The organism is Enterococcus raffinosus, from assembly GCF_018917525.1.
Lineage (GTDB): Bacteria > Bacillota > Bacilli > Lactobacillales > Enterococcaceae > Enterococcus_A > Enterococcus_A raffinosus_A.
Genome location: NZ_JAHLOS010000022.1, coordinates 48251 through 72860, shown reverse-complemented (window position 1 = coordinate 72860; position 24610 = coordinate 48251). Strand labels below are relative to the sequence as shown.

Below are 24610 nucleotides of genomic sequence, written 5' to 3'. Positions count from 1 at the left end.
CATCATTTTTAACCCCTCCTTTACTGGACTTCTCTCTTTTAAGTATAACTTGAAAAAAGCAAAAAAAGAGGCACAAATTCGAACTGTTCCGAGTTTGTGCCTCTTTATAAAAATCAAGTGCCTTAAGTTAATGACATTGGTTTGTTTAGAGTCGATTTTTTTCTTTATAAACGAGTACTTTCTTTTTTTATTCCTATCTTTTTTGATGCAAATTGGTCTAAAAACACAAAATGACAGTTTTATATGAAAATGAGGTTCGGTTTTATTTGTAAATGATTAGAGGCTGTTTTGTTAGGTCAAAATACCTCAAACATGTTTTTGATCGAAAAATCGATTTTTTATTGTGATAAAAAAAACTTATTTATTATCAAAGCAACGTGCATTATCAGAGGGTTGTTAAAAATATTTTTTGATAAATCTTATTTATTTGTGAATGAACATACGTTATATATCGGGGATTTTAGCTCATTGAAATTCTTTTGAATTACGATCCAAAAACTAAATATCCAATCATAAAATAAAATTAATTAGAAGAGTTCTAACTTTCATTATAATTCAAGAAATTGTCGAGTGTTAAAGTTGTAAACGTTATCAATCGCCGCTATGCTAAGGATGTAAACAAGGAAAGCGCAAACAAATATATGAGTTGTTTAAAAATTACTGGTTTAAAAATAACAACTTTTATGCGCAAAAACAGGTATGGAGGAGAATCGTTATGAGTTCAAAAGTTCTTGACCAATTTCTTGAAACGAATTTGGAAGATCTAAAAGAAAAAGGATTGTTCAACACGATCGATATTTTAGAAGGAAGCAATGGTCCGATCATTACAGTTAATGATAAAAAGATGATCAACTTAGCATCGAACAACTATTTAGGATTTGCTACTCGCCCTGAATTAATCGAAGCGGATGTAGAAGCAACGAAACATTATGGTGCAGGTGCCGGCGCGGTTCGAACAATCAACGGAACTTTAGACATTCACCAAAAATTAGAAGAAAAAATCGCTGAGTTCAAAGGAACAGAAGCCGCAATTGCTTTCCAATCTGGCTTTAACTGCAACATGGGTGCCATTTCAGCAGTCATGAAAAAAGGCGATGCGATTTTATCAGATGAATTAAACCACGCATCAATCATTGATGGCTGCCGGTTATCGGGTGCGAAAATCATCCGCGTCAACCACCAAGATATGGAAGATTTAGAAGCGAAAGCCAAAGCAGCGACCGAAAGCGGCGAATACAACAAAGTTATGTACATCACCGATGGCGTCTTCTCAATGGACGGCGATGTCGCTAAGATTCCTGAAATCGTAGAAATTTGTGAAAAATACAATGTAATCACTTACGTCGATGATGCTCACGGAACAGGTGTGATGGGTCATGGTCATGGAACGGTAAAACATTTTGACATGCAGGATCATATCGATTTCCAAATGGGCACATTGTCTAAAGGGATCGGTGTTGTTGGCGGATATGTTGCTGGAACGAAACAATTGATCACTTGGTTGAAATCACAGGCGCGTCCATTCCTATTCTCAACCTCTTTAACACCAGGGGCAGCCGGCGCATCCATTAAAGCGATCGACTTGATCGAAGAACATCCTGAATATGTGGAAACACTTTGGGACAATGCCAATTACTTCAAATCAGAATTAAAACGCATCGGCTATGACATTGGTAAATCAGAAACACCAATTACCCCAGTTATCGTCGGGGATGAAAAATTAGCGCAAGAATTTTCTAAGAAGCTGTTAGAAAATGGTGTCTACGTGAAACCAATCGTATTCCCAACTGTACCACTAGGAACCGGTCGTGTACGTAACATGCCAAACGCAGGCCATACCAAAGAAATGTTAGACAATGCAATCAAAGTCTACGAAAAAGTCGGAAAAGAATTAGGCATCATCAAAGAAACTGTTCAATAAAAAAATCAAATTTAACATAAATAGAGAGGAAGTCACATCCATGAAAAAAGTATTGATCACAGGCGCATTAGGACAAATTGGTTCAGAATTAACAGAAAGATTACGCAACGATCTAGGAGTAAAAAATGTCATCTCAACCGATATCCGTACGGTTGAAGGCAGCCCAGTCGTAGAAAACGGCCAATTTGAAGAATTAGATGTAACCGATTACGAAAGCTTCTTAGATGTAGCAAAACGTTATGAAGTAGATACGATCATTCACTTAGCGGCATTGCTTTCTGCTACAGCTGAAAAACGTCCAGCCTTTGCATGGAACTTGAATATGACCGGTCTAATGAATGCCTTAGAAGTAGCTCGTGAAATCGGACCAGAAACAAAATTCTTCGCACCATCATCAATTGCAGCTTATGGACCAGATTGCGAGCCAGACAATACACCGCAGGATACAGTGATGCACCCAACTACCATGTACGGAGTGACCAAAGTAGCGGGCGAATTATTAGAAAATTACTACCATGATAAATACGGTGTGGATACTCGTTCCGTTCGTTTCCCTGGCTTGATCTCATATAAAGTAGAGCCTGGCGGCGGTACCACAGATTACGCGGTAGATATTTATTACGAAGCATTAAAAAACAAATCTTACACCTCCTTTATCGACAAAGGAACCTATATGGATATGATGTATATGGACGATGCGATCGAAGGAATCGTGAAATTGATGAACGCCGATGCCAGCCGTTTAGAGCATCGCAACTCATTTAATATCACTGCAATGTCCTTTGAACCAGAACAAATCGCGGTATCGATTCGCCGTCGTATTCCAGACTTTGAATTGAAGTATGACGTTGATCCAGTTCGTCAAGGAATCGCTAATTCTTGGCCAAATTCAATCGACGACAGTGATGCTCGTAAAGAATGGGACTTCAGTCCAAGCTTTGATTTAGATAAAATGACTGATGAAATGTTAGAAAGATTATCAGAGAAATTTAAGGCAGAAGGCATCGAAACAAAAGTCTCTTTTGATAAAGTTAATTCGTAAAATGGCAGGGATTTCTTAATAGAACATGAGGAGGAACTAAGAAAAAAGGAAATGTTTAAAATAACGTTTCCCTTTTTCTTTCTCCATGTTAAAATAATGTCCGAGCAAATAAGAGAAGTTATTAAATAGCTGTTATATCGCAATTTTTTGTTCTATTTCTTTTATGTAATAACTTCAGCTGTTTGTTTTAAAGATCAAGTTAAGAAGTGAACAAAGATCACTTCAAAAATTAGGAGGAAAAATTATGGCAGTCGACCAACAAGAACTCGTGGGTTCACAACCATCTGGTGAACTAAAGCGAACAATGACGTTCTTCCCAGCTCTTTCGACAGTAATGGGTACTGTAATTGGGGCGGGGGTATTCTTTAAAGCAGCCAGTGTTGCTGCAGTAACTGGATCAACGAGTCTGCACATGTTGTCGTGGTTCCTAGGCGGTCTGATCAGTGTCTGTGCGGGACTAACGGGTGCAGAATTAGCAGCAGCTATTCCGGAAACAGGCGGTATGCTTCGTTACATCGAACGTGCGTATGGAGAATTTTGGAGTTTCTTACTTGGATGGGCACAGGTAGTCATCTACTTCCCAGCTAATGTAGCGGCTTTAGCAATTATTTTTGCCACTCAGTTCAAAAATCTATTTGGTATGAGCGATTCAACGATCATTCCGATCGCAATCGTGGCAGCAGCTTCAATCATGTTGATCAACTTCTTAGGCTCAAAAGCTGGCGGAATGTTCCAATCAATCACGTTAGTTTGTAAGTTAGTGCCTTTAGCATTGATCGTCATTTTCGGTTTGATACGTCAAGGCGATGTGTCTGTCAGCTTATTCCCAGTTCAAGCCGGTCCAGCAGTTGGCGGTTTTGCTCCAGCTTTAGGTGCTGGATTGTTAGCGACAATGTTTGCTTATGATGGCTGGATTCACGTTGGAAACATCGCAGGAGAATTGAAAAAACCAGCACGTGATCTTCCTCGAGCAATTGCAGGCGGGATCTTAGGAATCATGGCTGTTTACTTATTGGTACAATTTGCTTTCTTGCGTACGATTGATATGTCTGCGTTAGCTGGGAACGAAAATGCGGCGATGGACGTTGCTGGAAAAATCTTCGGCGGCATGGGCGGTAAGTTAGTAACGATCGGGATCTTAATCTCAGTATATGGAACAATCAATGGTTATACGATGACAGGGATGCGTCTTCCTTATACGATGGGTCTTGAAAAGCAATTACCTTTCTCAGATAAATTAGTGAAATTAAACAAAAATCACGTACCTTATATCGCTGGGATTCTAGAATTAGTCATCGCTATTGCTATGATGATGGTGGGCGGATTCGATATGCTAACAGACATGTTAGTCTTCGTTATCTGGATCTTCTACACATTAGTTTTTATCGCGGTAATCAAATTGAGAAAAACTGAACCAGATTTGGTTCGTCCTTACAAAGTACCGCTTTACCCAATCATTCCGATTGTTGCGATTATTGGTGGGGTATTTATCTTAGTAATGACGTTGATCAACCAATTCCAATTAGCGATGGTTGGGATTGCCATTACAGCATTAGGTATTCCTTTCTACATTTACTTGAAGAGAAAATATAAATAGAAACGGCTGATTTGACTCAGGACTGTAAACTATTCCGACAAAAAACATCTAAGGCAGATTTTCTGCTTTAGGTGTTTTTTCTATTCTATGTATAGAAGAAAAGCCGTTGCCAAGAAATTACCACAACGATATGGTAATTGTCTGTGTTCTAAATGGAAACGCTATCTTTTATGATGGGGTTAGAAAGAGAAAGGATGGTTGATTTATGACAGGATTTTCAAAAGATTTTTTGTGGGGAGGTGCAGTAGCAGCGCATCAGCTTGAGGGAGCTTGGCAAGAAGGCGGCAAGGGCATCAGCGTAGCGGATGTGATGACTGTCGGTGGTCCTGGTATTCCACGTAGAATCACGGAGGGTGTCCTTGAAGGAGAGTATTACCCAAACCATGAGGGCATTGATTTTTATCATCGGTATAAAGAAGATATCGCACTTTTTGCTGAAATGGGTTTTAAATGTTTCCGAACCTCGATTGCTTGGACAAGGATCTTTCCAAAGGGGGATGAGGATGTTCCAAATGAAGCTGGGTTAAAATTTTATGATGATCTCTTTGATGAATGTTTGAAGTATGGGATTGAGCCTGTGGTGACACTTTCGCATTTTGAACTGCCGTATCATCTAGTTACTGAATATGGTGGATTTGCCAATCGTAAGGTGATTGATTTCTTTGTTAGGTTTGCTGAAGTTTGCTTCAAGCGCTATAAGGACAAAGTCAAGTATTGGATGACCTTTAACGAAATTAACAACCAAGCCAATTACAATGATCAATTTTTCCCGTTTACGAATTCAGGAATTTCCTATAAGGAAGGCGATGATCGCGAGCAAATCATGTATCAAGCGGCTCACTATGAACTCGTTGCCAGTGCAAAGGCGGTTCAAATCGGCAAAGCAATCAATCCAGATTTTGAAATTGGATGTATGATCGCTATGTGTCCCATCTATCCGGCAACGTGTAAGCCGGCGGATGTATTGATGGCCCAAAAGGCGATGGAAAAACGGTACTATTTTACGGATGTTCATGTTCATGGAGCTTATCCGGGGTATATGCTGACATACTTCGCTAGAAAAGGGTATGATTTAGATATCACCTCAGAAGATTTAGCCGAATTGAAAAAAGGAACAGTCGATTATATTGGCTTTAGTTATTACATGTCCTTTGCGATCACGCATAAAGAAGACAATGTGTACTTTGACTATCACGAACAGGAAGATTTTGTCAGAAATGAATACCTCAACGTCACCGCCTGGGGCTGGCAAATTGATCCAGAAGGTCTGCGTTATTCACTGAATTGGTTTACGGATCATTATCGTGTGCCGCTCTTCATTGTCGAAAACGGCTTTGGCGCAATCGACGAAAAAGAAGCCGACGGCAGTGTCCATGATACGTATCGGATCGATTATTTCCGTGATCATATCAAAGAAATGAAGAAGGCTGTAGTGGAAGATGGCGTGGAGTTAATGGGTTATACCCCGTGGGGATGTATTGATTTAGTCTCTGCCAATACTGGCGAAATGAAAAAACGTTATGGGTTTATCTATGTTGATCGAGATAACGAAGGAAATGGTACGTTAGAACGCAGCAAGAAGGATTCATTTGATTGGTTCAAACAAGTCATTGCTTCAAATGGCGAGGATTTAGGATAAAAAAACGAATCCGCTGTCATTCATGCCTACGTTAAAATAAGAGTAGATGAATGTATGGGGATAAGAAATCTATTAAAAATAGGGAGGAAAAAACGATGAAAAAAGCTTTGATTATCTGTGCCGGAGGAATGTCTTCATCCGTTATTGCAAAAAAAACAACCGAGAGTCTGCAAGGAAAAGGAAATGAGATTCAAGTCGACGCGACTTCGCAATCCCAAGGAGCAAATACCATCGCTAAGGATGAATACGATTTGTATCTAGTTAGTCCGCAAACCAAAATGTATTTTGACAGCTTAGAAAAAAGCGCAAAGAAATACAATAAACCGATCGTCAATATTCCGCCACAAGCGTATGTACCAATTCCAATGGGGATTGATAAATTGTCTAACGTGATTCTTGAAAATATTTAGTAAGGGCTGATAACCATGTTGAGCAAGCGCGAGACACAAATCCTAAAATTATTATTTGACCATAAGCATACGTATTTGACGAGTCAAGAAATTGCTTCAGGAATTGATGTTTCCAATCGAACAGCTAGAAAATATCTTCATCTGCTTGAGGATGCATTAAAGCAAGAATCACTTGCTACAATTGAGGCAAAACAAGGAAACGGGTACCAGTTGAAAATTGAGGATGCTAGGCGATTCGACGAATTTTATCTTGAAGAGGTCAAAAGTCAAATGGCTTCTAAAGATATCACAACGATTCAAGAATCAAATGATCGACAATACTATATTTTGAACCGTTTATTTTTTGAACAAAGTGCTGTCTATGTGGATGCCATAGCCGATGAACTGTTTGTATCTCGCTCAACGATATCAAATGATTTAGTAGAAATAAAAAAACTAATCACGCCTTACCAAATCGAGCTTCAAAGCAAAAGTAATAAAGGGATTTTTATTGTCGGAAATGAGCAAAATATCCGTCACTTCATTATGAACTATTTCTTTATGGAGCGGTTGCATGACAATTTATTTGCCTTTTCCATGTACGCGAACTTATTGGAAGGGATCAGTGTTGAAGAAATTGTCATTATTGTTTTAGATGAATGTCGAGAATCACAGTTAAAGCTTTCAGATTTCATCGTTTATAATTTAGTCCTTCATATTGGTTTGGCGATCAAACGAATCCAAAATGGCTTTTTTATGGATATTCAGGCGCCGATATCTTTTGATGAAGATTCGATTGAATATCAAACCGCTTTGAAAATATTAGCCAGAATCGAGCATGCGGTAGGGATTACGTTTTCTTCGGAAGAAGCGGATTTTATTGCTCTTCATTTAAAAAACAAGATTACGGCGAAAACAATTTTCAAAAAAGCGGATGCAACTGAAGAGCAAATCCGAGCACAATTGCTTGAAACATTGAAGGCCATTGATCAGGATACACCATTTGATTTAGAACACGATACGATTTTGATTGATGGATTAATGCTCCATTTTATCCCGCTGTTAACTAGACTGCAAAATAACTCTAGTATCGAAAATCCGCTGCTAGAGGAAATTAAGACGCAATACCCGGATTTGTTTGAATTGACGGTCAACTATTTTTCGAAAATGCCGGTGTTTAAATCATATCAAGTGACTGATGGGGAGTGGGCCTATCTTGCGATCCACATCACAGCGGCGGTGGAACGCTACTTCAATGAACAGAAGACTCATGTATTGGTCATCTGTGCCACCGGGTTAGGCAGCTCGCAAATGATCAAAAATCGGCTGGAACGCGAATTTGGTTCGAGAATTTTGATTGAAAAGGTCATTAGTTACTATGAAATCGCTGAACAGGATTTAAGTCACATTGATTTAGTCATTTCTTCGATTAATTTAGGAAATATTGTCTTAAATGCACCAATCGTCAATGTCAGTGTTTTCTTAGGAAAAGATGACATTCAAAAAATCAATCATGAAATATCTAGTAATAAGGGTAGCCATTTCGTTGCAGGTCGAAAGGAAAGCGATCGAAAAGAATTGGTTGAAGAACAAGTTGAATTAATTGAGCGAAGTTTCAAACCTGATTTATTCTATTTTGTCGGAGAACATTCAACCAAAGATGCTGTTTTAAAAGAATTAATCAGCAAAATTGAAGCTGTTGAAGGAACCGACTTGCAAGAAAACTTTTTAAAACAATTAAAACTGCGTGAATCCTACAGCTCCGTCGTATTTTCTGAATTTATGGCGGTTCCGCATCCCATCGAAGCCTTGACCAAAGAGGGGCATGTGGCCGTTGCGGTAGCACCTGAAGGGATTACTTGGGACAAGGAATATCAAAATATTCAGTTAGTTTTCTTATTATCACCGGATAAATTTGGAAAGTTTGAGATAGACAAGGTTAGTCAAATGCTGGTTGAGATTATGGAGGATGATACCTTCAGGAAAGCCTTAGCCTTCAGTGATACTTTTGATAACTTTATAAAAGCGTTTATTGATCAATTTAAAAAAAGAGAGTAGAAGGAGAAAACAATGGACTCAGAAAAATTACAAGAAGCAGCATTTGAAATTATTTTGAGTAGTGGGGATGCCCGAACACTTGTACATGAAGGCTTCAAAAGTATGCGTGAAGGAAACTATGAAGAAGCAGAGGTACATTTGAACGAAGCAAATGATTCACTAGTCAAAGCGCATAAAGCGCAAACCGAACTCCTGCAGCAATATGCCAGCGGAGAAAAAATTGAAATGGAAATTATCATGGTGCACGCTCAGGATCACCTGATGACCACTATGACCTTACGGGAAGTTGCGATCGAGATGCTGTCGTTATATCGCAAAGTATCGTAAAAAATGATAGTCATTAGTTTGAAATAAAGAGGAGAACAGACGATGGATAAAGAAACTGTTAGTCAATTAAAAAAAGAAACGGCATTGAAGAATTTTCGCTACAATCGTTTCCTTCTACTTAGATACTTATTAGCTGGTTTTTTCTTTACTAATTTATATTGGTTGCTTTCTTTGGCTATGAGCAGAAGTGCTTGGTCATTGCTGCCGCTGGGATTAATTGTGCTTTCAGTCCCTGCCATCGCAGAACATTTGCGGCTTTACGGCTATCCATCAGATGATGTTCGCAATCAGTTAAAATGGCATCGCTTGTATCAAATGACCCAAGGAATCATCAATCTTGTTCTATTGGTATCTGTTTTAACCAATTTTGGGTTCGAACAAGTTTTTCCATTTTTCACAAATAGTGCAACCAGCAAAGGATTTGTCAGTTGCATTTTATTAGTCGGTATGTTGTTGTCAGGAATTATTTTAAAACGCATTCAGAGCATTTATAGTCAGAAAGATAGACACGCCTCATATATTACAGAGTTCAGTAAACTAAATAATAAATAAAGGGTGATTAAAAAATGGACGGATCAAATAACAAAGTCTTTGCTTTTTTAGAGAAAAACCTGATGGGCCCTATGGGGAAAATTGCCTCACTAAAAGTTGTGCGAGCAATCATGGGTGCTGGTATGGGCGCAATTCCATTTACAATTGTCGGTTCCATGTTTTTAGTGTTCAATATTTTACCAATGACCTTTCCGTTTCTAGAAGGGATCTTCAATTCAACCTTCTTTAAATTTGAAAGTCTTTATATGTTAGCAAATAGTACAACGATGGGTATTTTGGCATTATATTTCTGTGTTGGATTAGGCTATGAATATACAAAAATTATTGCTGAAGAAGAAGAATTGAACATGGCGCCGATTACAGGTGCGTTACTATCAATCTTCGCTTTCTTCTTGTCAATTCCGCAATTAATGATGGAAAAAGGCAGCATCGTTCGTTTGACGAACCTTGACGAAGGAATTATCAACGGCTGGGCAATCGGCGGTGATGGGGTCTCTCGTTTAGGAACAGTCGGGATCTTTACTGGAATTATCATGGCAGTGATTGCTGTTCGGCTTTATCGTTTATGTGTGAAGAGAAATTGGGTCATCAAAATGCCAGAACAAGTTCCAGAAGGCGTATCAAGAGCCTTTACCGCATTGATTCCAGCATTTGTGGTTGCTTTTGTTATTTTAATCATTATTGGCATTTTAGTCTTCTTTAATACAGATATTTTCCAATTGATCGCGATTCCGTTTGGTTTCGTAACCAAATTAACCAGTAGCTGGATCGGTGTTATGGTCATCTACTTCTTGATCCATGCGTTGTGGATCGTAGGTATTCATGGTGCCAATATCATTTCTTCATTGATCGCTCCGATTACTTTAGGAAACTTGGCATTGAATGCTGATGGCGCGCATATTCCGTTAGCTGGTGAATTCCAAAATGCCTTCGTAACCATTGGAGGTTCAGGTGCGACGTTGGGCTTGTGTCTCTTCTTAGTTTATATGGCTAAATCAGAACAGTTGAAGGTATTAGGAAAGGCTTCAATCGTTCCATGTCTCTTCAATATCAATGAACCGTTGATCTTTGGTATTCCATTGATCTACAATCCATTCATGGCGATTCCATTCTTCTTGGCGCCAATGGTTTCGGCATCAATTGCTTACTTCGCGATCCAATTTGAATTGATTCGTCCAGTAATTGCTAATATGCCATGGCCTTCACCAGTCGGAGTCGGTGCCTTTATCAGTACTGGCGGTGACTGGAAAGCAGCTTTAGTTGCGATTATCGGTGCAGTAGCAGCATTTGTCATCTATTTACCATTTGCTCGTGCCTACGATAAGAAATTGGTCGATGACGAAGTGGCTAGCACAGAAGAAACTGCTGGAGACAGCGTTTCAGTATAAATACTCAGAGAGAAAATAGCTGCCGGCAATTGTCGGCAGCTATTTTTTAGCATTCCTCTTTCGTTGTTTCGTAATAGTCTAAAAATAATTCGTGTAACGCAGGATGTGTTTTTCGCAATTGCACCAAACGATTGGTTTCATAGGACATAAAGCAGTGTTGGCTCGTTCCCGTCGTGACTAATTTTTCACCATTATAGACACGGTATTCGAAATCCAAACGGGTGCCCGTATATTTTTTAACGACAGGCTGAATCAGGACTTCATCGCCAAAGCGAACCATCTCCTTGTATTCACAGCTGACTCCTAAGACGGGGATCATAATACCGTCTGCTTCGATTTTTTCAAAGGGACAATTCATAAAGTTCAGAGCGTCAACGCGGGCTTCTTCAAACCAGCGAATGTAATTGGAGTGGTGGATGATGCCCATCTTATCGGTTTCATAATAAAAAGGCTTGCGAGAATAGCCGGGATATTTTTCCATGATTAATTCCTTTCGAGGGCGTATTTTTTCATATAGCGAGGAAGCGCCTCACTGATGGTTGTAGGTAAAACTACATAGTTCTCTTCAGCCAGATCATCGCCGATCAAGCTATGAAGATAAACAGCAGCACCGATTGTATCGGTATTTTTTTCAAACTGAGCGAGAAAACCAGTGATCATGCCAGCCAGAGTGTCCCCCATGCCGCCTGTGGCCATCCCAGGATTACCAAGTGGATTTTGATAATAGGCGACCGCCTCATCATAAATCGTTGTGCGATGACTTTTTAGGACGATCTTGGCGCCTAAGAGCGCTTGCTTTGCACGGTTATTTTCATCGGTCTGCTGGATAAAGCTTAAACCACTTAGGTGTGTCCATTCCGCTAAATGCGGGGTAAAAATGGTTTGTTCAGGAAATTTTAGGGATAATTTGTAGTCCTTAAACAGCGTGATCGCTGAGCCGTCAATCACTAACCACTGCTCGGCCTGTTGATTGGTCAAAACCTCTTTTAACAGCATTGCCATTTCCTTTGCCAGTCCTAAACCAGGACCAATCAAAATGACATCGGCCTTTTCTAATACTTGATAAAGCGTCTTCGTCTCATTGAAATCCAATACCATTGCTTCTGGTAAACGAGTATGAAGTGCAGTATGATTTTTTTCAGCAGTGACGACAGTAGTGAGTCCTGCGCCACTTTTGATACATGCTTCGGCGCTCATGATGATCGCACCGCCATATTGGTGATTGCCGCCAATCAATACCACTCGTCCAAAGGTTCCCTTATGAGAATTCTCGGGCCTTTTCGTAATCACTTTATGTAAGATGTCTTTATTTAATTGGACCATCTAGTCACCTGCTTTCATCCTATAAATCGTAGCGAATAAACCGTTCAAGATAAAATTCACTATGGGTATCATTATAAGGGAAAAAGGAGAAATTTTCCTAACAAATATTAAAGAGTTTTCATTTTTATTCTATTGAATAGAGTGCTATCATTAAAGTGGTTTAAATTAAAGAATGTCAGTTGCGAGTTCTACTTCGTATTTCTAATACGTTAGTGGAATCGTATGCCAACGACAATAAGAAAATTTAACTCAAATTTTCACATCTTCATTAGAGTAGGCTCGACATTTCGTATTGTTTATAGTATGCAATCTCGTTATCCACGAGCTCGCCCAGCAGTTGATGAGATATCTAGTTGGATATTTGGCATTCGCATCGAATAAGGAGGAATCTTTCAATGACAATCGATTTTAAGAAAGAAGTCGAAGCACGTAAAGACGATCTATTAGCGGATCTATTCACTTTATTGCGTATCAAGAGTGAACGTGAAGACGACAAAGCAACCAAAGAAGCACCATTCGGACCTGGACCGGTGGAAGCATTAGAAAAAATGCTTGAAATCGCAGAACGCGATGGCTTCACAACAAAAAACGTCGACAATTATGCCGGCCATTTTGATTACGGTGACGGCGATGAAACCTTAGGAATCTTCGGTCACTTAGATGTGGTACCAGCTGGCGACGGTTGGGATTCAGATCCTTACGAACCAGAAATTCGCGACGGCAAATTGTACGCTCGCGGCTCAAGCGATGACAAAGGCCCATCAGTTGCGGCTTATTATGCAGTAAAAATCATCAAAGAATTAGGCTTACCAATCTCTAAAAAAATCCGTTTTGTCTTCGGTACTGACGAAGAAAGCGGCTGGGGAGATATGGACTACTATTTCGAACATGAAGAAAAGCCTGATTTCGGCTTCTCACCAGATGCGTATTTCCCAATCATCAATGGTGAAAAAGGGAACGTAACCATGATCCCTCATTTTGACGGAACAAACGGCACTTCTTATGTTTTAGTAAGCTTCGAAGCAGGCTTGCGTGAAAACATGGTTCCTGGCAATGCTGTGGCAGAAGTAAAAGTTGCCGATGCAGACGCTGCGGAAAAATTAGCCAAAGAATTTGCAGACTATGTAGAGAACAACCCGGTTAGCGGTAAAGCAGATGTTGCTGGTTCAACCGTTACCTTACATTTAGACGGGAAAGCAGCTCATGGTGCCAGCCCTCAATTAGGAACCAACGCTGGTACTTTCTTAGCAGTCTTCTTAAATAACTATGATTTCGACAAAGGTGCTAAGGCCTTCATCGAAAACAGTGCAAAATACATCCATGAAGATGTCTATGGTAAAAAATTAGGCGTTGACTTCAACAATGAAAAAATGGGTGAATTGACAATGAACGCTGGAATCTTCAGCTTCAAAGATGGTCAAGAAAACGATAACCGGATCACGTTGAACTTCCGTTACCCTAAAGGTACAACTAACGATGAGATCAAAGCAAAATTAGAAGAATTATTCGGTTCAGATGTGAAAGTAACAGAAGGCGCACACCATATGCTGCCTCACTATGTACCAGCGGATGATCCTTTGGTTGCTACTTTGCTAGATACTTTCGAAGAACATACAGGCATCAAAGGGGAAGAAAAAGTCATCGGCGGCGGCACATTCGGTCGTTTACTAGAACGCGGTGTGGCTTACGGCGCACAATTCCCAGGTTTTGAAGATACAATGCACCAAGCCAACGAATATATGTCTGTTGAAGACATTTTGAACTCTGCTGTGATCTACGCAGATGCGATTTATCGTTTGGTTAAATAATTGATTATTGAAATGGGCCTCGCAAGTTCTTAATTGCGAGGCCTTTTTGTCAGTCACGCTTTTTGCAGTTTGCAAAGAGTAACTTGTAATTAATAGTTTTCGTTAATACAAAAAACAGACTGTTTAGCGTGATGATATGCGTACGAAGATAAGGTCATTTTTCCCGTTTTTGGGAAAATGACTTTCCTTCAAACTGAGCTAGCTGTCTGCGATTGGCTTAAATACCGATCTTGTTGTATGCTTTTTTGAGAACGTTTAAAGGAGTACCCTATGAAGAGAAAACCAATCATTTTAAGCACCGATCCGGGAATCGATGATGCCGTAGCGATTGTCTTAGCCCTTTTTAGTGAAGAGCTGGAGGTAAAACTGATTTGCCCAACCTTTGGCAATGTCAATTTAGAACATACAAAATCAAATACGGAAAAATTATTAACTCTATTGAAAAAATCCTCTGAAGTTGTTTTGGGAAGTTCACATTCGTTGCTAAGAGAAGCAATCGATGCCAGTGAGATTCATGGAGAGTCGGGGATGGATGGCTATGATTTTCCTGAAGCTACTATTTTTGCGGATGAATCCCAAACCGCTGTTGCAGCGATGCATGAGATCGTGAGCCAAGAAGAGCAGACGATTCTCGTTGGGATCGGCCCCTTAACCGATATCGCGTTGTTCATTCATCTTTATCCCCAAGATTTGCCGAAGCTCGATCGCATCGTTGTGATGGGCGGTAGCTTAGGGCGAGGAAATTATGGTGTGTTGTCTGAATTTAATTTTGCCGCCGATCCGGAAGCGGCAAAGATCGTTTTCAACAGCGGCGTACCGATCCAAGTAGCACCATTAGAAGTTGGGAACCAAGCCAAAATCATGCCAGAAACTACAGATAAGATTCGCAACTTCGGAGAAATCGGTAAGATGATCCATCAATTATTTACGAACTATCGCAGCGGCAGTTTGGTATCAGGACTAAATATGTATGATGCGCTGGCAATCGCTTTGATTCTAAAGCCGAAGATGTTTGAGCTTGTTTCTACTAGAGTTGAGATTGAAACAACTCCATCATTGAGCTATGGTGCATCACTAATTGACCTAGAGAACTATTTGCATTTACCAGCAAATGCGCAAGTGGCGACTAAGGTTGATCCAAAGCAGTTTGAACAATGGTTTGTTGAGACTTTGGCAAAGACAATGAGCTAAAAAAGGAATAAACTATTTATACAGACAGTAAAAGCGTAGGCCGATTTTTTCGACCTACGCTTTAGTCATTAATGATACGATCGATACTTAATACCGCACCGGTTTTAGCATCAGCTTTAAATTCATAAGCGACCAAGTGATCATCTTCTGTCCGAGTGATTCCGCCAGAAAGAATATCCATTGTGATAGCGAATTTTTGCATGTGCTCAGTGTCGAAGGAAATCCAAGAGCCTTCGATTGGTCCTTCTTTCAGAAAAGCAGCTTTGATTTGATCCAGGACCTTGTCTGGGGACATTTTTTGTTTTTTTCGATAATAGTGATTTGCTGCGATGCCTGCAGCTAAACCGATCGTTGAACCGATAGCCAAGCCTTGCGCGAATCTTTTTGTTTTCTCCATAGCATAGACCTCCTTGTTTGTCGTTCATCTATTTTCTAGTCAAATATAGTTTTGTGTGTACGCCTTATTTTACCATTGTTACAAACGAATTTGAAAATTATACGTCATTATTTTAGATAAAAGGGAATGATTATAGGAATGGGAGAGTTCGCTTCTTTCTCAAAAAGAATGAAAAGTGTATAATCAGAGGTAGTAAATGAAAAGGTCGTGACGCTATGATTATCCCTAAAAGTATTGAAGAGTTAGCTGGTTATGCGGAAAAAGGCAAGAATGTGTTTTTCTTTACTGCTGATTGGTGCGGCGATTGCAACTTCATCAAACCGCAGATGCCAGAGATCGAAGCAGCATTTCCGCAGTTTCAATTTATCCAAGTCGATCGGGACGAATATATTGATGTGGCAGCCGAGTGGAATATCTTTGGGATTCCTAGTTTTGTCGTAATCAATGACGGAGAAGAATTAGGTCGATTAGTTAATAAAAATCGCAAAACAAAAGACGAAATCGCTGGCTTTTTGCAACGAGTAGAAGGGTAGGAGATTGTTATGTTTACACAATCATATCAAAACATCTTAGTCGGAATTGACGGCAGCGATCAAGCCATGGAAGCCTTCAAAAAAGCGCTGGCTGTAGCAAAACGCAATCACGGAACCGTTTATGTGGCCAATGTGATCGATCATCAAGTCTATACGTTCATGAGTTATTCGCCTTTAAATGAAAATATCATGGATCAATTAACCGCCGATGCGAAAAATCTGATCAATGAATGCAAAGCCTTTGGCAAAGAATATGGCTACAATAAGATCGAAGGCATTATCGCCTATGGATCAGCCAAAGAAGCGATGGCGAGAACCTTGCCAGAGAAATACGACATTGATTTAGTGATGGTTGGACAATCGGGTTTGAATGCGGTAGAACGCTTCATGACCGGCAGTGTTGCCAGCTATGTGATTAAAGAAGCCTTATGTGACGTGTTGATCGTTCATCCAAGTGCCGAATAAAAGCTGGCTTGACCAGCTTTTTATTTTGAAAAAAAGAGGATCGGGTTGGATTGGCAAACTCGTTAAAATTGCTTTTTAAAGTTTGCTTCTTGCTGATGAAGTTCGTTTGCTGAGCTAGAAATGAAAAAAATCTCATGCAAAAGTCCTGTCAGATTTGTTAAGATACGAGAGGAATACGACTGGAGGTAAAAACGTGATTTTTGCGTATAATAAACAAAATGTCGGCGATACCTTAATGGTCATCGTCAAAAATGATGAAAACAAGGAAAATTCTGTCGAACGAAAGGGCACGGTTGCCCGTGTTCAGACAACCGATGGGAAAACTGTCGCTTGGAACTTTTTCAATGTTTCAGACTACTTAACCATTCATGGCAATGGACAAGTTGAGCTATCAGAAAAAGATATTGAAGTCTTGAATGAACAATTAAAGCAATCCGGTTTTGAAGAACGCTTGGTGGCAGATTTTTCACCAAAATTTGTCGTGGGCTATGTAAAATCGTGTATCGATCACCCAGATTCAGATCATTTGCATATTACCGAAACAGAAATTGACGGTGGAGAAACGTTGCAAATCGTTTGCGGTGCTCCTAATATCGAAGCTGGACAAAAAGTCGTTGTCGCAAAGCCTGGCGCGATGATGCCTGATGGACAAATGATTTGGCCCGGCAGCTTACGCGGCGTAGAAAGCTTTGGCATGATCTGTTCAGCCAGAGAATTGCATTTACCAAATGCGCCTGAGAAGAAGGGCATTTTAGTATTGGCTGAAGATGCTAAAACTGGTGAGAAGTTTGAAGTAGGGAAATAAAAAATCCGTTGAGAAATATTTCTCAACGGATTTTTTATTTAGTTATTTCCTTGTTGCTGTGAGTTCGATTTCAAAGAATTGGCATCAATACTTAATTTAACAGAAACCGTTTCTTTTTTATCCTTGCGATAATAAGTGATTTTCACGGTATCGCCAACTTTGTGTTTGTACAATTCAGATTGCAATTCGACGCCAGTTGAAACGTCTGTGTCATCGATTTTGGTAATCACGTCGTATTTCTTCAGGCCCGCTTGATCCGCTGGTGTAGAAGATTGAACATTGTTAATTACGACCCCTTGGGTAACAGAGCTAGGAACTTTGACAATTTCGCTGACTTGTTCCGTTGATAGATCAGACAGGTTGACCATTGTGATACCTAAAGCTGGGCGAACCACTTTGCCGTCTTTTTCTAATTGGTTGATAACATTCACGACATCGTTACTTGGGATGGCGAAGCCGATTCCTTCCACACTAACATTTGATTCCGTTTGAACAATTTTACTTGAATTGATTCCGATTACTTGTCCAGCCATATTGACTAATGGACCACCGGAGTTCCCAGGATTGATCGCCGCATCTGTTTGGATCGCGTTGATATTCACCGTTTGACCTTCATCATTTTGGTTGACGACTTGACGATTCAAGGAAGAAATAATTCCCGATGTCACGGAATTTGCATATTGAGAGCCTAAAGGAGAACCTAAGGCGATGGCTGGTTCACCAACTTTTAGATTGTCAGAATCACCAAAGGTTGCTGGTTTGATATCTGCCACTTTGTCTGATTCGACTTTTAAGACAGCCAAGTCAGTATAAGAATCGGTTCCCACCAAGGTTGCTTTAACTCTTGAACCGTCTTTCAACAAGACTTCTAAACCATCCTGTTTTTCCACCACGTGATTGTTGGTTACGATGTAGGCTGTTTTACCTTCCAGCTTGTAAATGACACCTGAACCTTCTGAAGTTTCTTCAAGTTGGCCGCTATCATCATCCTGCGATTGCTGATTGTCATTTCCTCCGAAAAAGTCAGAGAACCCGCCTAAACCACTTTGTGACTGTTGTTTTTGCAAGTTGATGACAGATACAACCGCATCTTGTACTTTACTAGCCGCATCAGTAATATCTGAATTTACATCCACCTTCATGTTGCTGACCTTTGTATTACCAGCACTTGGTGAGCCGCTAGCATTTTGGTTATTTGGTGCAAGCAGCGAACCATTCGCTACATAAAAAATTCCAATTGTTAGGACAGCACCAAGAACACCGCCTAATAGGCTAGTCCCAAAGCGTCTAAAAAAACTTGGAGACTTTTTTGGTGTAATATCTTTTCTAATCATATTTACTCCACCTCTACTGTGTTATACGTTATATTAAGTATAGTATTATTTTGTAAGTTAAGTCTACTACAGCGATTTGACTTTTTTATGAAAAAGTTTCGTAGGAAAATATAGATAAATGATGAAAAAACTTGTTTTCCACAAGATTAGTGGAAAACTAAGGAAAAAGTTTGTTAATTGATTGAAAGACTTTATCCACACAAATGTGGATAAAGTGGATAACTCGGTGGAAAACGTATGTTTGTATAGAGGATTCCTTACAAAAAGGGAATCAATATCCAAAAACCTGTGGATAAACCTGTGATTAGTGTGCATAACTACGTGGAAAAAGACAAAGACTTCTGCTTTTGACTGTTTTAACCAGTGGAAAAGTTTAATCAGCAAAAGAAACTATAATGAAAAAGGTGAAATGTTATGAACATCAAAATTATTTCTGTAGGAAAATTAAAAGAAAAATATCTCGTTCAAGGAATTTCAGAATACACGAAGCGTTTATCGAAGTATTGCAAAATCACGTTAGTTGAAGTCCCAGATGAAAAGGCTCCAGAAAAACTCAGCGAGGCCGAAATGATCCAAGTCAAAGAAAAAGAAGGCGAGCGCATCCTCGCGAAGATCAAAGAACAAGAATACGTCTTCGCCCTAGCCATCAACGGCAAAAATCCTAGTAGCGAAGACTTCGCTGCCACACTGGATAAACTACAAACCAGCGGCAAAAGCCAATTCGTCTTCGTCATCGGCGGCTCACTAGGATTAAGTGACCAAGTCCTGAAACGCAGCAATGCACAGATTTCATTTGGTAAGATGACTTATCCACATCAATTGATGCGGTTGATTCTGGTGGAGCAGATTTATCGGGCGTTTAGGATTAATGCGGGGGAGCCGTATCATAAATAGGGATATTTTTTGTGTGAATGACTGTCTTAATTACCAATGTAACACAATCCGATTGTGTCTCCTTCGCTGATGTTGAAACTAATGATTTCACTAAGACATTAAATAGACCAGTAACAAATCGTATAGAGGGAATTAGATAGCTAATTCAGCAGTAATTTTCTACAAATTTAAAGAAAGTACCAATGAGCATCTATAAGTTCAAAGATGATCGTTGGTACTTTTTATTTAATCTGTATTTAGTAATTTAGCGATACTGCTAATTAGCCTTTCTGCGAAGTATTGAAAGACAAAATTTGGAGAAGTATTAAAAGTGTGTGGTCTAGGTAAAGTAATCTTTTTTGAAATTGAACTATTTTTATACTCAGGATTCATAGTCACAAGGAAGATGTCTCCATTGAACTTATCAGATCGTTTCATGAATTCACCTAGATCATTTCCAACAACCGGACCTCTAGCAGAAAAAATGACGATTAATTCATTTTTAGAACTAAAAAAGATTGTATCGTTTAGTTCTGTAGGTTCAATGAAGAAACATTTCAATCCCAGTCTTCTAAGTTTATAAGTGAGAAGGCGACCAACGACCCCGCTTTCAACAATCCCAGTAAAGAATATATTGTCGTATTCGAATAAGGAACTGGCAAAGTCGTCTAGCGAATCTTTTGTCAGCTTTTCTTCAATAAGAGTGACTAGTTGAATAAAATTATTCACCGCATCATCTTTATTAGTTTTTTCTCCCTCCTGATTTCCTTCTCCGAGTACATAAAGATACATTTCTTGTTTGAAATCACTAAATTTTGTATAACCGATTTTTTTACAGAATCGAGTGATACTGGGTTGCGAAACCTTGCACCAATCGGCTAAACCAACAATACCGCTTTGAACGACATAATAAGGATCACTTTTGATTTTTATAAATATTTTTTGCTCTACATCTGAAAATGAATCCTTTACAGCTTCCATTTTAATTAACGGGTTCATATAATCCTCCTCCCATTCAACTGATATTATACATTAAATTACTAAAGAATAAAATATACTAATTTTTAAAATGTTGTTGAATAAAATATTCATAAGTGGTATATTATAGCCAGTAAGTGCTTACAATACACATTGAAGGGTTGGAAGTTATGGAGAAAAAAGTATTCCCTAAAGAATTTCTTTGGGGAGGAGCGTCAGCCGCTAATCAATTTGAAGGTGGGTTTTCCGAAGGTGGGAGAGGTTTATCTACAAATGATTTTGTGACAGCTGGTTCCAAAGAGTCAGGAAGAAAAATTTCCATTCGACTGGAAGATGGAAGTACTCAATTTATTGATGTAGAGAGCTCGATTCCAGATGGAGCGGTTGGAGTAATTGATGATTCGACCTATTACCCAAGTCATGCTGCTACTGACTTTTATCATCACTATAAAGAAGATATTGGTTTATTAGGACAAATGGGATTTAAAGCCTATCGCATGTCTATTAGCTGGGCGAGAATTTTTCCTAATGGTGGGCTTGTTGGAGAGAAACCCAATCAAGAAGGATTAGATTTCTACAAAAAAATTTTTATGGAATGTCAACGTTTTAATATCGAACCAGTCGTAACGCTCTATCATTTCGAGAATCCTGTATATTTAGCTGATCATTACAACGGCTGGGCAGGAAAAGAAACAATCGAATGCTATATACGATATGCTCAAACGGTTATGGAAGAGTATAAAGACTTAGTGAAATATTGGATTCCAATTAATGAAATCAACGTACTACGCGGTTATGCTAGACTCGGTGTGCGTGATACTTCCGCTTCTGTAAGATATCAAGCATTACATCATTTATTTATCGCAAATGCACGAGTAAACAAACTGGGAAAGGAAATCAATTCTGAGTTTAAGATTGGATGTATGTTGGCCTTAAGTGGCATTTATCCGCAAGATTGTAAGCCGGAAAATGTATTTGGTGCTTTGGATTTCAGAAGAAGGGCCTTGTTTTTCTCGGATGTTATGATGCGTGGCTACTATCCCAGCTATGCTGCCAATATGTTAAGCGAATTGGGGGCAACTATTGAAACTACCCAGGAAGAATTAGATCTCATTAGGGATTTTCCCTCTGAATTTCTAGCTTTTAGTTACTACAGAACAACTGTCTATAATACCGATTTACCTCAAAGAGTCGATACCGGCGGGCAATTAGGAGCAGAAAACCCTTATCTTGAAAAATCACCTTGGGGATGGCCGATTGATTCATTAGGTTTGCGTTATGTACTAAACGAATTGTATGATCGCTATCAAAAACCTTTGTTCATTGTAGAAAATGGGTTGGGAATGAATGACGACGTGACGAGCAGAGGTACTATTGAAGATGATTATAGAATCGATTATCTAAATAATCATATTAGAGAATTTATGAAGGCTGTAACCCTTGACGGTGTAGAGTTGCTTGGTTATACGACATGGGGCCCGATTGACTTAATTTCTTCAGGAACCGGAGAAATGGATAAACGCTATGGTTTTGTTTATGTTGATTTGGACAGTCAAGGCAAAGGATCAATGAAACGAATTAAAAAGAAATCCTTTTATTGGTATAAATCAGTCATTGAAACAAACGGGAGTGTCATTAAGTAGTAGGAGGAGAAAAAATGAAAGCACAAGAAAAATTTGTTAACGGATTGACTAAATTCGCTGCAATTATGAACAACAATAAGTATTTTTCAGTATTACGTTCTTCATTCGCACGTTTGTTACCGATCATTCTAATCGGATCATTCGGAACATTGTTCAATACACTTATTTCAAACCCAGAGACAGGTTTGGCTAAATGGCTACCAGTTCTAGAAAAATTAACTCCAGCATTTGCCGCACTATCTTTCGCTACAATTTCATTCATGACAATTCCACTCGTATTCCTGATTGGTTTGTATATGGGTGAAGCAAACGGGGTACCTAAATATCCCTCAGCAATCTTAGCATTAGTTTCATATATTATGGTTGTTCCAAATATTGTTGAAATTATTCCTGAGAATGGCGAAGCATTATCTACAGGAGGACTGTCAACATCAGTCCTAGGAGCAGAAGGACTAATCATTGGGCTGATCATTGGTATTTTATCGATCGAGCTATTTTCAGCATTGATGAAGATTGAAAAACTAAAAATTAAAATGCCGGATAGTGTTCCACCGATGATCGCCACGTCATTTAATACATTGATCCCTTCATTCATTGTTACGTTAGTATTTTCTGTTGGTGGAGAAATCTTCCACATTTTAACTGGTCAATATATTAATCAATTCATTTATTCTGTTGTACAAACGCCTTTGCAAAATGTCATGCAAACAAATTTCGGTATTGTCATTTTAGTTATTATCTCTCAATTGCTTTGGTTTGTTGGTATGCACGGTGGGCAGGCAATCAGCGCTATTAGAAATCCAATTTTTGTCGCTGGTTTAGCTGCGAATATTGATGCAGTCGCTAATGGAATGACACCTGATCAACCACTTACATTCGGTTTTTGGAGATGCTTTGTCGCTGTTGGCGGTGCGGGTTATGTCCTATCGCTTATTGTGGCCATCTTCATTGCTTCAAAACGGGAGGACCACAAAGCAATTGCTAAATTAGGATTATTACCAGCTATACTAGGAATCAGTGAACCTGTAGTGTTTGGTTTGCCTTTGGTAATGAATGTAATCTTTATCATTCCTTTTGTATTGAACTCAGCGATTTCATCCTTAATTGCCATGTTTGCAATGAATATTGGTTTTCTAACACCGAATGCAGTGGATGTTCCATTTGGTATTCCGATCCTCTTCAATGCTTTTGTCAGTTATGGATGGCAAGGAGTAGTGATTCAAGCAATTTGCTTAGTTGTTACTATCCTGACTTGGATACCTTTTGTACTGATTTCAAATAAAGAAAAAGATACTGTCACTGAATAATGGAGGTATAGGAATGAAAAAAATTGTTTTATTATGCGCAGCTGGAATGTCTACAAGTATGTTGGTAAATAAAATGAAAGATTATGCGGAAGAAATTGATTTGGAGGCATCAATTGATGCTTACCCTATTTCAGAAGCTACTGATCATGCCTCTGATGCAGATGCAATTTTATTAGGGCCACAAGTTAGATTTCAAGAAGCAAAGGTAAAAGAAATGTTTCCCAACAAAAATGTATCTACTATTGATATGCGAGATTATGGAACAATGAACGGAAAAGCTGTTTTAGAAGCGACATTGAAAATGATAGGAGAATAAAGGTATGGAAGGCATTGAATTAATTAGTTTTCAAATTATCTCTGCTGTTGGTGCAGCTAGGTCTTGCTATATTGAAGCTATTCAACTAGCTAAGAATAAGGAGTTTGATCTTGCGACTGGAAAAATCAAAGAAGGCGATCAGCTTTTTAATGAAGGTCACCATGCACACGGTTCATTGATACAAAAAGAAGCAGCTGGTGAAAAAACAGAATTTTCAATTATTCTAATGCACGCTGAGGATCAACTGATGAGTGCAGAAGGATTTAGAATAATCTCAGAAGAATTTGTTGAGCTTTATAAATCACTGAATTAAGAAATACTGCACCTATTCAATGCCCTTTATGTTGGGACGAATGGGTGCTTTTAATATTATTAAAAAAATGTTGTCTTTTTTGACCGTGAAGATCGACTAATAGTATAAAATCTCAACGAAATACAAACTGATTGAGTCTACTTCGTTTTGGAAGAGACGTACTCTACTCTGAAGAGATATTATGTCCCATTGGCGAATGTAACACAAACTGATTGTGTTACATTTATTGGAATAGCTCAATCCTTTGTGGCTCTAAGAAAATTATCAAATCTCTAACGCTGTTTGTCATTTTGGTATTTAAATGGCGCTAATTTAGCCTGTTAAATGACCTATAAACAATTGAAAAAATAGCTGTTAATATTGAAACGGAATAAATAATTATAAATGAAATTTGTATACATGAGAATTTTT

At 39.0% G+C, this 24610-nt stretch carries 24 protein-coding genes; 19 read left to right on the top strand and 5 right to left on the bottom strand.

All coding sequences use genetic code 11. From position 1 onward, the window contains the following. The first annotated feature begins 715 nt into the window (after window positions 1-715). The 9 genes from KQI58_RS14105 to celB all read left to right on the top strand — a co-directional run bounded on the left by KQI58_RS14105 (window position 716) and on the right by celB (window position 10913). On the top strand, window positions 716-1921 hold the full coding sequence (locus KQI58_RS14105) for a glycine C-acetyltransferase (protein ID WP_216409697.1): 1206 nt from the start codon (window positions 716-718) through the stop codon (window positions 1919-1921). Window positions 1922-1961: 40 nt separating this feature from the next. After that, on the top strand, window positions 1962-2963 hold the full coding sequence (locus KQI58_RS14100) for an NAD-dependent epimerase/dehydratase family protein (RefSeq protein ID WP_216409696.1): 1002 nt from the start codon (window positions 1962-1964) through the stop codon (window positions 2961-2963). Window positions 2964-3207: 244 nt separating this feature from the next. After that, entirely contained in the window at window positions 3208-4560 is a 1353-nt protein-coding gene (locus tag KQI58_RS14095) for an APC family permease (RefSeq protein ID WP_016179603.1), read from the top strand. Window positions 4561-4765: 205 nt separating this feature from the next. Next, complete coding sequence (locus KQI58_RS14090) at window positions 4766-6199, top strand: 6-phospho-beta-glucosidase (RefSeq protein ID WP_016179604.1); 1434 nt, start codon at window positions 4766-4768, stop codon at window positions 6197-6199. A 95-nt stretch (window positions 6200-6294) separates the two neighbouring features. After that, the gene (locus KQI58_RS14085) at window positions 6295-6609 is read left to right on the top strand and encodes a PTS cellobiose transporter subunit IIB (RefSeq protein WP_016179605.1); all 315 of its coding nucleotides are present in this window, start codon (window positions 6295-6297) and stop codon (window positions 6607-6609) included. Between the two features lie 15 nt (window positions 6610-6624). Then, window positions 6625-8646, top strand: coding sequence for a BglG family transcription antiterminator (locus KQI58_RS14080; RefSeq protein WP_216409695.1), 2022 nt, complete (start codon window positions 6625-6627; stop codon window positions 8644-8646). Between the two features lie 12 nt (window positions 8647-8658). Further along, window positions 8659-8973, top strand: coding sequence for a PTS cellobiose transporter subunit IIA (locus KQI58_RS14075; protein ID WP_016179607.1), 315 nt, complete (start codon window positions 8659-8661; stop codon window positions 8971-8973). A 42-nt stretch (window positions 8974-9015) separates the two neighbouring features. Beyond that, window positions 9016-9525, top strand: a complete 510-nt coding sequence (locus KQI58_RS14070) for a hypothetical protein (RefSeq protein ID WP_016179608.1) — start codon at window positions 9016-9018, stop codon at window positions 9523-9525. A gap of 14 nt (window positions 9526-9539) precedes the next feature. Next, the gene (gene celB / locus KQI58_RS14065; protein WP_016179609.1) at window positions 9540-10913 is read left to right on the top strand and encodes a PTS cellobiose transporter subunit IIC; all 1374 of its coding nucleotides are present in this window, start codon (window positions 9540-9542) and stop codon (window positions 10911-10913) included. A gap of 46 nt (window positions 10914-10959) precedes the next feature. Here the strand turns inward: celB and KQI58_RS14060 are convergent, their stop codons facing one another. After that, complete coding sequence (locus KQI58_RS14060; protein WP_016179610.1) at window positions 10960-11394, bottom strand: acyl-CoA thioesterase; 435 nt, start codon at window positions 11392-11394, stop codon at window positions 10960-10962. Window positions 11395-11396: 2 nt separating this feature from the next. Continuing rightward, on the bottom strand, window positions 11397-12236 hold the full coding sequence (locus KQI58_RS14055) for an NAD(P)H-hydrate dehydratase (protein WP_102871911.1): 840 nt from the start codon (window positions 12234-12236) through the stop codon (window positions 11397-11399). 395 nt (window positions 12237-12631) lie between these two features. Between KQI58_RS14055 and pepV the strand changes: the two genes are divergently transcribed. Beyond that, window positions 12632-14044, top strand: coding sequence for a dipeptidase PepV (pepV, locus tag KQI58_RS14050; RefSeq protein WP_048721965.1), 1413 nt, complete (start codon window positions 12632-12634; stop codon window positions 14042-14044). Window positions 14045-14314: 270 nt separating this feature from the next. After that, window positions 14315-15235: a nucleoside hydrolase gene (locus tag KQI58_RS14045; RefSeq protein WP_216409694.1), complete on the top strand. Its 921-nt coding sequence runs from the start codon at window positions 14315-14317 to the stop codon at window positions 15233-15235. 61 nt (window positions 15236-15296) lie between these two features. Here KQI58_RS14045 and KQI58_RS14040 read toward each other — a convergent pair whose 3' ends face one another. Continuing rightward, entirely contained in the window at window positions 15297-15632 is a 336-nt protein-coding gene (locus KQI58_RS14040; protein ID WP_048718218.1) for a membrane protein, read from the bottom strand. A gap of 215 nt (window positions 15633-15847) precedes the next feature. On the opposite strand from KQI58_RS14040, the gene KQI58_RS14035 reads away from it, so the two are divergent. From KQI58_RS14035 to ytpR, 3 genes are all read left to right on the top strand, one after another. After that, a complete protein-coding gene (locus KQI58_RS14035; RefSeq protein WP_016179618.1) occupies window positions 15848-16165 on the top strand; it encodes a thioredoxin family protein in 318 nt (105 codons plus the stop codon). A 9-nt stretch (window positions 16166-16174) separates the two neighbouring features. Continuing rightward, the gene (locus KQI58_RS14030; RefSeq protein WP_016179619.1) at window positions 16175-16630 is read left to right on the top strand and encodes a universal stress protein; all 456 of its coding nucleotides are present in this window, start codon (window positions 16175-16177) and stop codon (window positions 16628-16630) included. Between the two features lie 193 nt (window positions 16631-16823). Continuing rightward, window positions 16824-17435, top strand: coding sequence for a YtpR family tRNA-binding protein (gene ytpR / locus KQI58_RS14025; protein ID WP_216409693.1), 612 nt, complete (start codon window positions 16824-16826; stop codon window positions 17433-17435). Between the two features lie 38 nt (window positions 17436-17473). Here the strand turns inward: ytpR and KQI58_RS14020 are convergent, their stop codons facing one another. Next, window positions 17474-18769: a S1C family serine protease gene (locus tag KQI58_RS14020; protein ID WP_216409692.1), complete on the bottom strand. Its 1296-nt coding sequence runs from the start codon at window positions 18767-18769 to the stop codon at window positions 17474-17476. A gap of 414 nt (window positions 18770-19183) precedes the next feature. On the opposite strand from KQI58_RS14020, the gene rlmH reads away from it, so the two are divergent. Next, window positions 19184-19663 carry a 23S rRNA (pseudouridine(1915)-N(3))-methyltransferase RlmH gene (gene rlmH / locus KQI58_RS14015; RefSeq protein ID WP_216409691.1) on the top strand — a complete coding sequence of 160 codons (480 nt, stop codon included), beginning with the start codon at window positions 19184-19186 and terminating at the stop codon, window positions 19661-19663. Between the two features lie 225 nt (window positions 19664-19888). Here the strand turns inward: rlmH and KQI58_RS14010 are convergent, their stop codons facing one another. Next, on the bottom strand, window positions 19889-20641 hold the full coding sequence (locus tag KQI58_RS14010) for a MurR/RpiR family transcriptional regulator (RefSeq protein ID WP_216409690.1): 753 nt from the start codon (window positions 20639-20641) through the stop codon (window positions 19889-19891). Window positions 20642-20790: 149 nt separating this feature from the next. Here KQI58_RS14010 and KQI58_RS14005 point away from each other — a divergent pair, with 149 nt between their 5' ends. Genes KQI58_RS14005 through KQI58_RS13990 form a run of 4 tightly spaced genes read left to right on the top strand, consistent with a single transcriptional unit; the run spans window position 20791 to window position 24199 of the window. Further along, window positions 20791-22263: a glycoside hydrolase family 1 protein gene (locus KQI58_RS14005; RefSeq protein WP_301282203.1), complete on the top strand. Its 1473-nt coding sequence runs from the start codon at window positions 20791-20793 to the stop codon at window positions 22261-22263. 14 nt (window positions 22264-22277) lie between these two features. Next, window positions 22278-23570 carry a PTS sugar transporter subunit IIC gene (locus KQI58_RS14000; RefSeq protein WP_216409688.1) on the top strand — a complete coding sequence of 431 codons (1293 nt, stop codon included), beginning with the start codon at window positions 22278-22280 and terminating at the stop codon, window positions 23568-23570. Between the two features lie 13 nt (window positions 23571-23583). Beyond that, on the top strand, window positions 23584-23886 hold the full coding sequence (locus KQI58_RS13995; RefSeq protein WP_216409687.1) for a PTS sugar transporter subunit IIB: 303 nt from the start codon (window positions 23584-23586) through the stop codon (window positions 23884-23886). Window positions 23887-23890: 4 nt separating this feature from the next. Further along, window positions 23891-24199, top strand: a complete 309-nt coding sequence (locus tag KQI58_RS13990; protein WP_216409686.1) for a PTS lactose/cellobiose transporter subunit IIA — start codon at window positions 23891-23893, stop codon at window positions 24197-24199. Window positions 24200-24610 lie beyond the last annotated feature (411 nt).

What these genes read in the sequence shown, in the direction of transcription:
- KQI58_RS14105 (WP_216409697.1), top strand. Translation starts at nt 716, where the DNA reads ATGAGTTCAAAAGTTCTTGACCAATTTCTTGAAACGAATTTGGAAGAT.
- KQI58_RS14100 (WP_216409696.1), top strand. Translation starts at nt 1,962, where the DNA reads ATGAAAAAAGTATTGATCACAGGCGCATTAGGACAAATTGGTTCAGAA.
- KQI58_RS14095 (WP_016179603.1), top strand. Translation starts at nt 3,208, where the DNA reads ATGGCAGTCGACCAACAAGAACTCGTGGGTTCACAACCATCTGGTGAA.
- KQI58_RS14090 (WP_016179604.1), top strand. Translation starts at nt 4,766, where the DNA reads ATGACAGGATTTTCAAAAGATTTTTTGTGGGGAGGTGCAGTAGCAGCG.
- KQI58_RS14085 (WP_016179605.1), top strand. Translation starts at nt 6,295, where the DNA reads ATGAAAAAAGCTTTGATTATCTGTGCCGGAGGAATGTCTTCATCCGTT.
- KQI58_RS14080 (WP_216409695.1), top strand. Translation starts at nt 6,625, where the DNA reads ATGTTGAGCAAGCGCGAGACACAAATCCTAAAATTATTATTTGACCAT.
- KQI58_RS14075 (WP_016179607.1), top strand. Translation starts at nt 8,659, where the DNA reads ATGGACTCAGAAAAATTACAAGAAGCAGCATTTGAAATTATTTTGAGT.
- KQI58_RS14070 (WP_016179608.1), top strand. Translation starts at nt 9,016, where the DNA reads ATGGATAAAGAAACTGTTAGTCAATTAAAAAAAGAAACGGCATTGAAG.
- celB (WP_016179609.1), top strand. Translation starts at nt 9,540, where the DNA reads ATGGACGGATCAAATAACAAAGTCTTTGCTTTTTTAGAGAAAAACCTG.
- KQI58_RS14060 (WP_016179610.1), bottom strand. Translation starts at nt 11,394, where the DNA reads ATGGAAAAATATCCCGGCTATTCTCGCAAGCCTTTTTATTATGAAACC.
- KQI58_RS14055 (WP_102871911.1), bottom strand. Translation starts at nt 12,236, where the DNA reads ATGGTCCAATTAAATAAAGACATCTTACATAAAGTGATTACGAAAAGG.
- pepV (WP_048721965.1), top strand. Translation starts at nt 12,632, where the DNA reads ATGACAATCGATTTTAAGAAAGAAGTCGAAGCACGTAAAGACGATCTA.
- KQI58_RS14045 (WP_216409694.1), top strand. Translation starts at nt 14,315, where the DNA reads ATGAAGAGAAAACCAATCATTTTAAGCACCGATCCGGGAATCGATGAT.
- KQI58_RS14040 (WP_048718218.1), bottom strand. Translation starts at nt 15,632, where the DNA reads ATGGAGAAAACAAAAAGATTCGCGCAAGGCTTGGCTATCGGTTCAACG.
- KQI58_RS14035 (WP_016179618.1), top strand. Translation starts at nt 15,848, where the DNA reads ATGATTATCCCTAAAAGTATTGAAGAGTTAGCTGGTTATGCGGAAAAA.
- KQI58_RS14030 (WP_016179619.1), top strand. Translation starts at nt 16,175, where the DNA reads ATGTTTACACAATCATATCAAAACATCTTAGTCGGAATTGACGGCAGC.
- KQI58_RS14020 (WP_216409692.1), bottom strand. Translation starts at nt 18,769, where the DNA reads ATGATTAGAAAAGATATTACACCAAAAAAGTCTCCAAGTTTTTTTAGA.
- rlmH (WP_216409691.1), top strand. Translation starts at nt 19,184, where the DNA reads ATGAACATCAAAATTATTTCTGTAGGAAAATTAAAAGAAAAATATCTC.
- KQI58_RS14010 (WP_216409690.1), bottom strand. Translation starts at nt 20,641, where the DNA reads ATGAACCCGTTAATTAAAATGGAAGCTGTAAAGGATTCATTTTCAGAT.
- KQI58_RS14005 (WP_301282203.1), top strand. Translation starts at nt 20,791, where the DNA reads ATGGAGAAAAAAGTATTCCCTAAAGAATTTCTTTGGGGAGGAGCGTCA.
- KQI58_RS14000 (WP_216409688.1), top strand. Translation starts at nt 22,278, where the DNA reads ATGAAAGCACAAGAAAAATTTGTTAACGGATTGACTAAATTCGCTGCA.
- KQI58_RS13995 (WP_216409687.1), top strand. Translation starts at nt 23,584, where the DNA reads ATGAAAAAAATTGTTTTATTATGCGCAGCTGGAATGTCTACAAGTATG.
- KQI58_RS13990 (WP_216409686.1), top strand. Translation starts at nt 23,891, where the DNA reads ATGGAAGGCATTGAATTAATTAGTTTTCAAATTATCTCTGCTGTTGGT.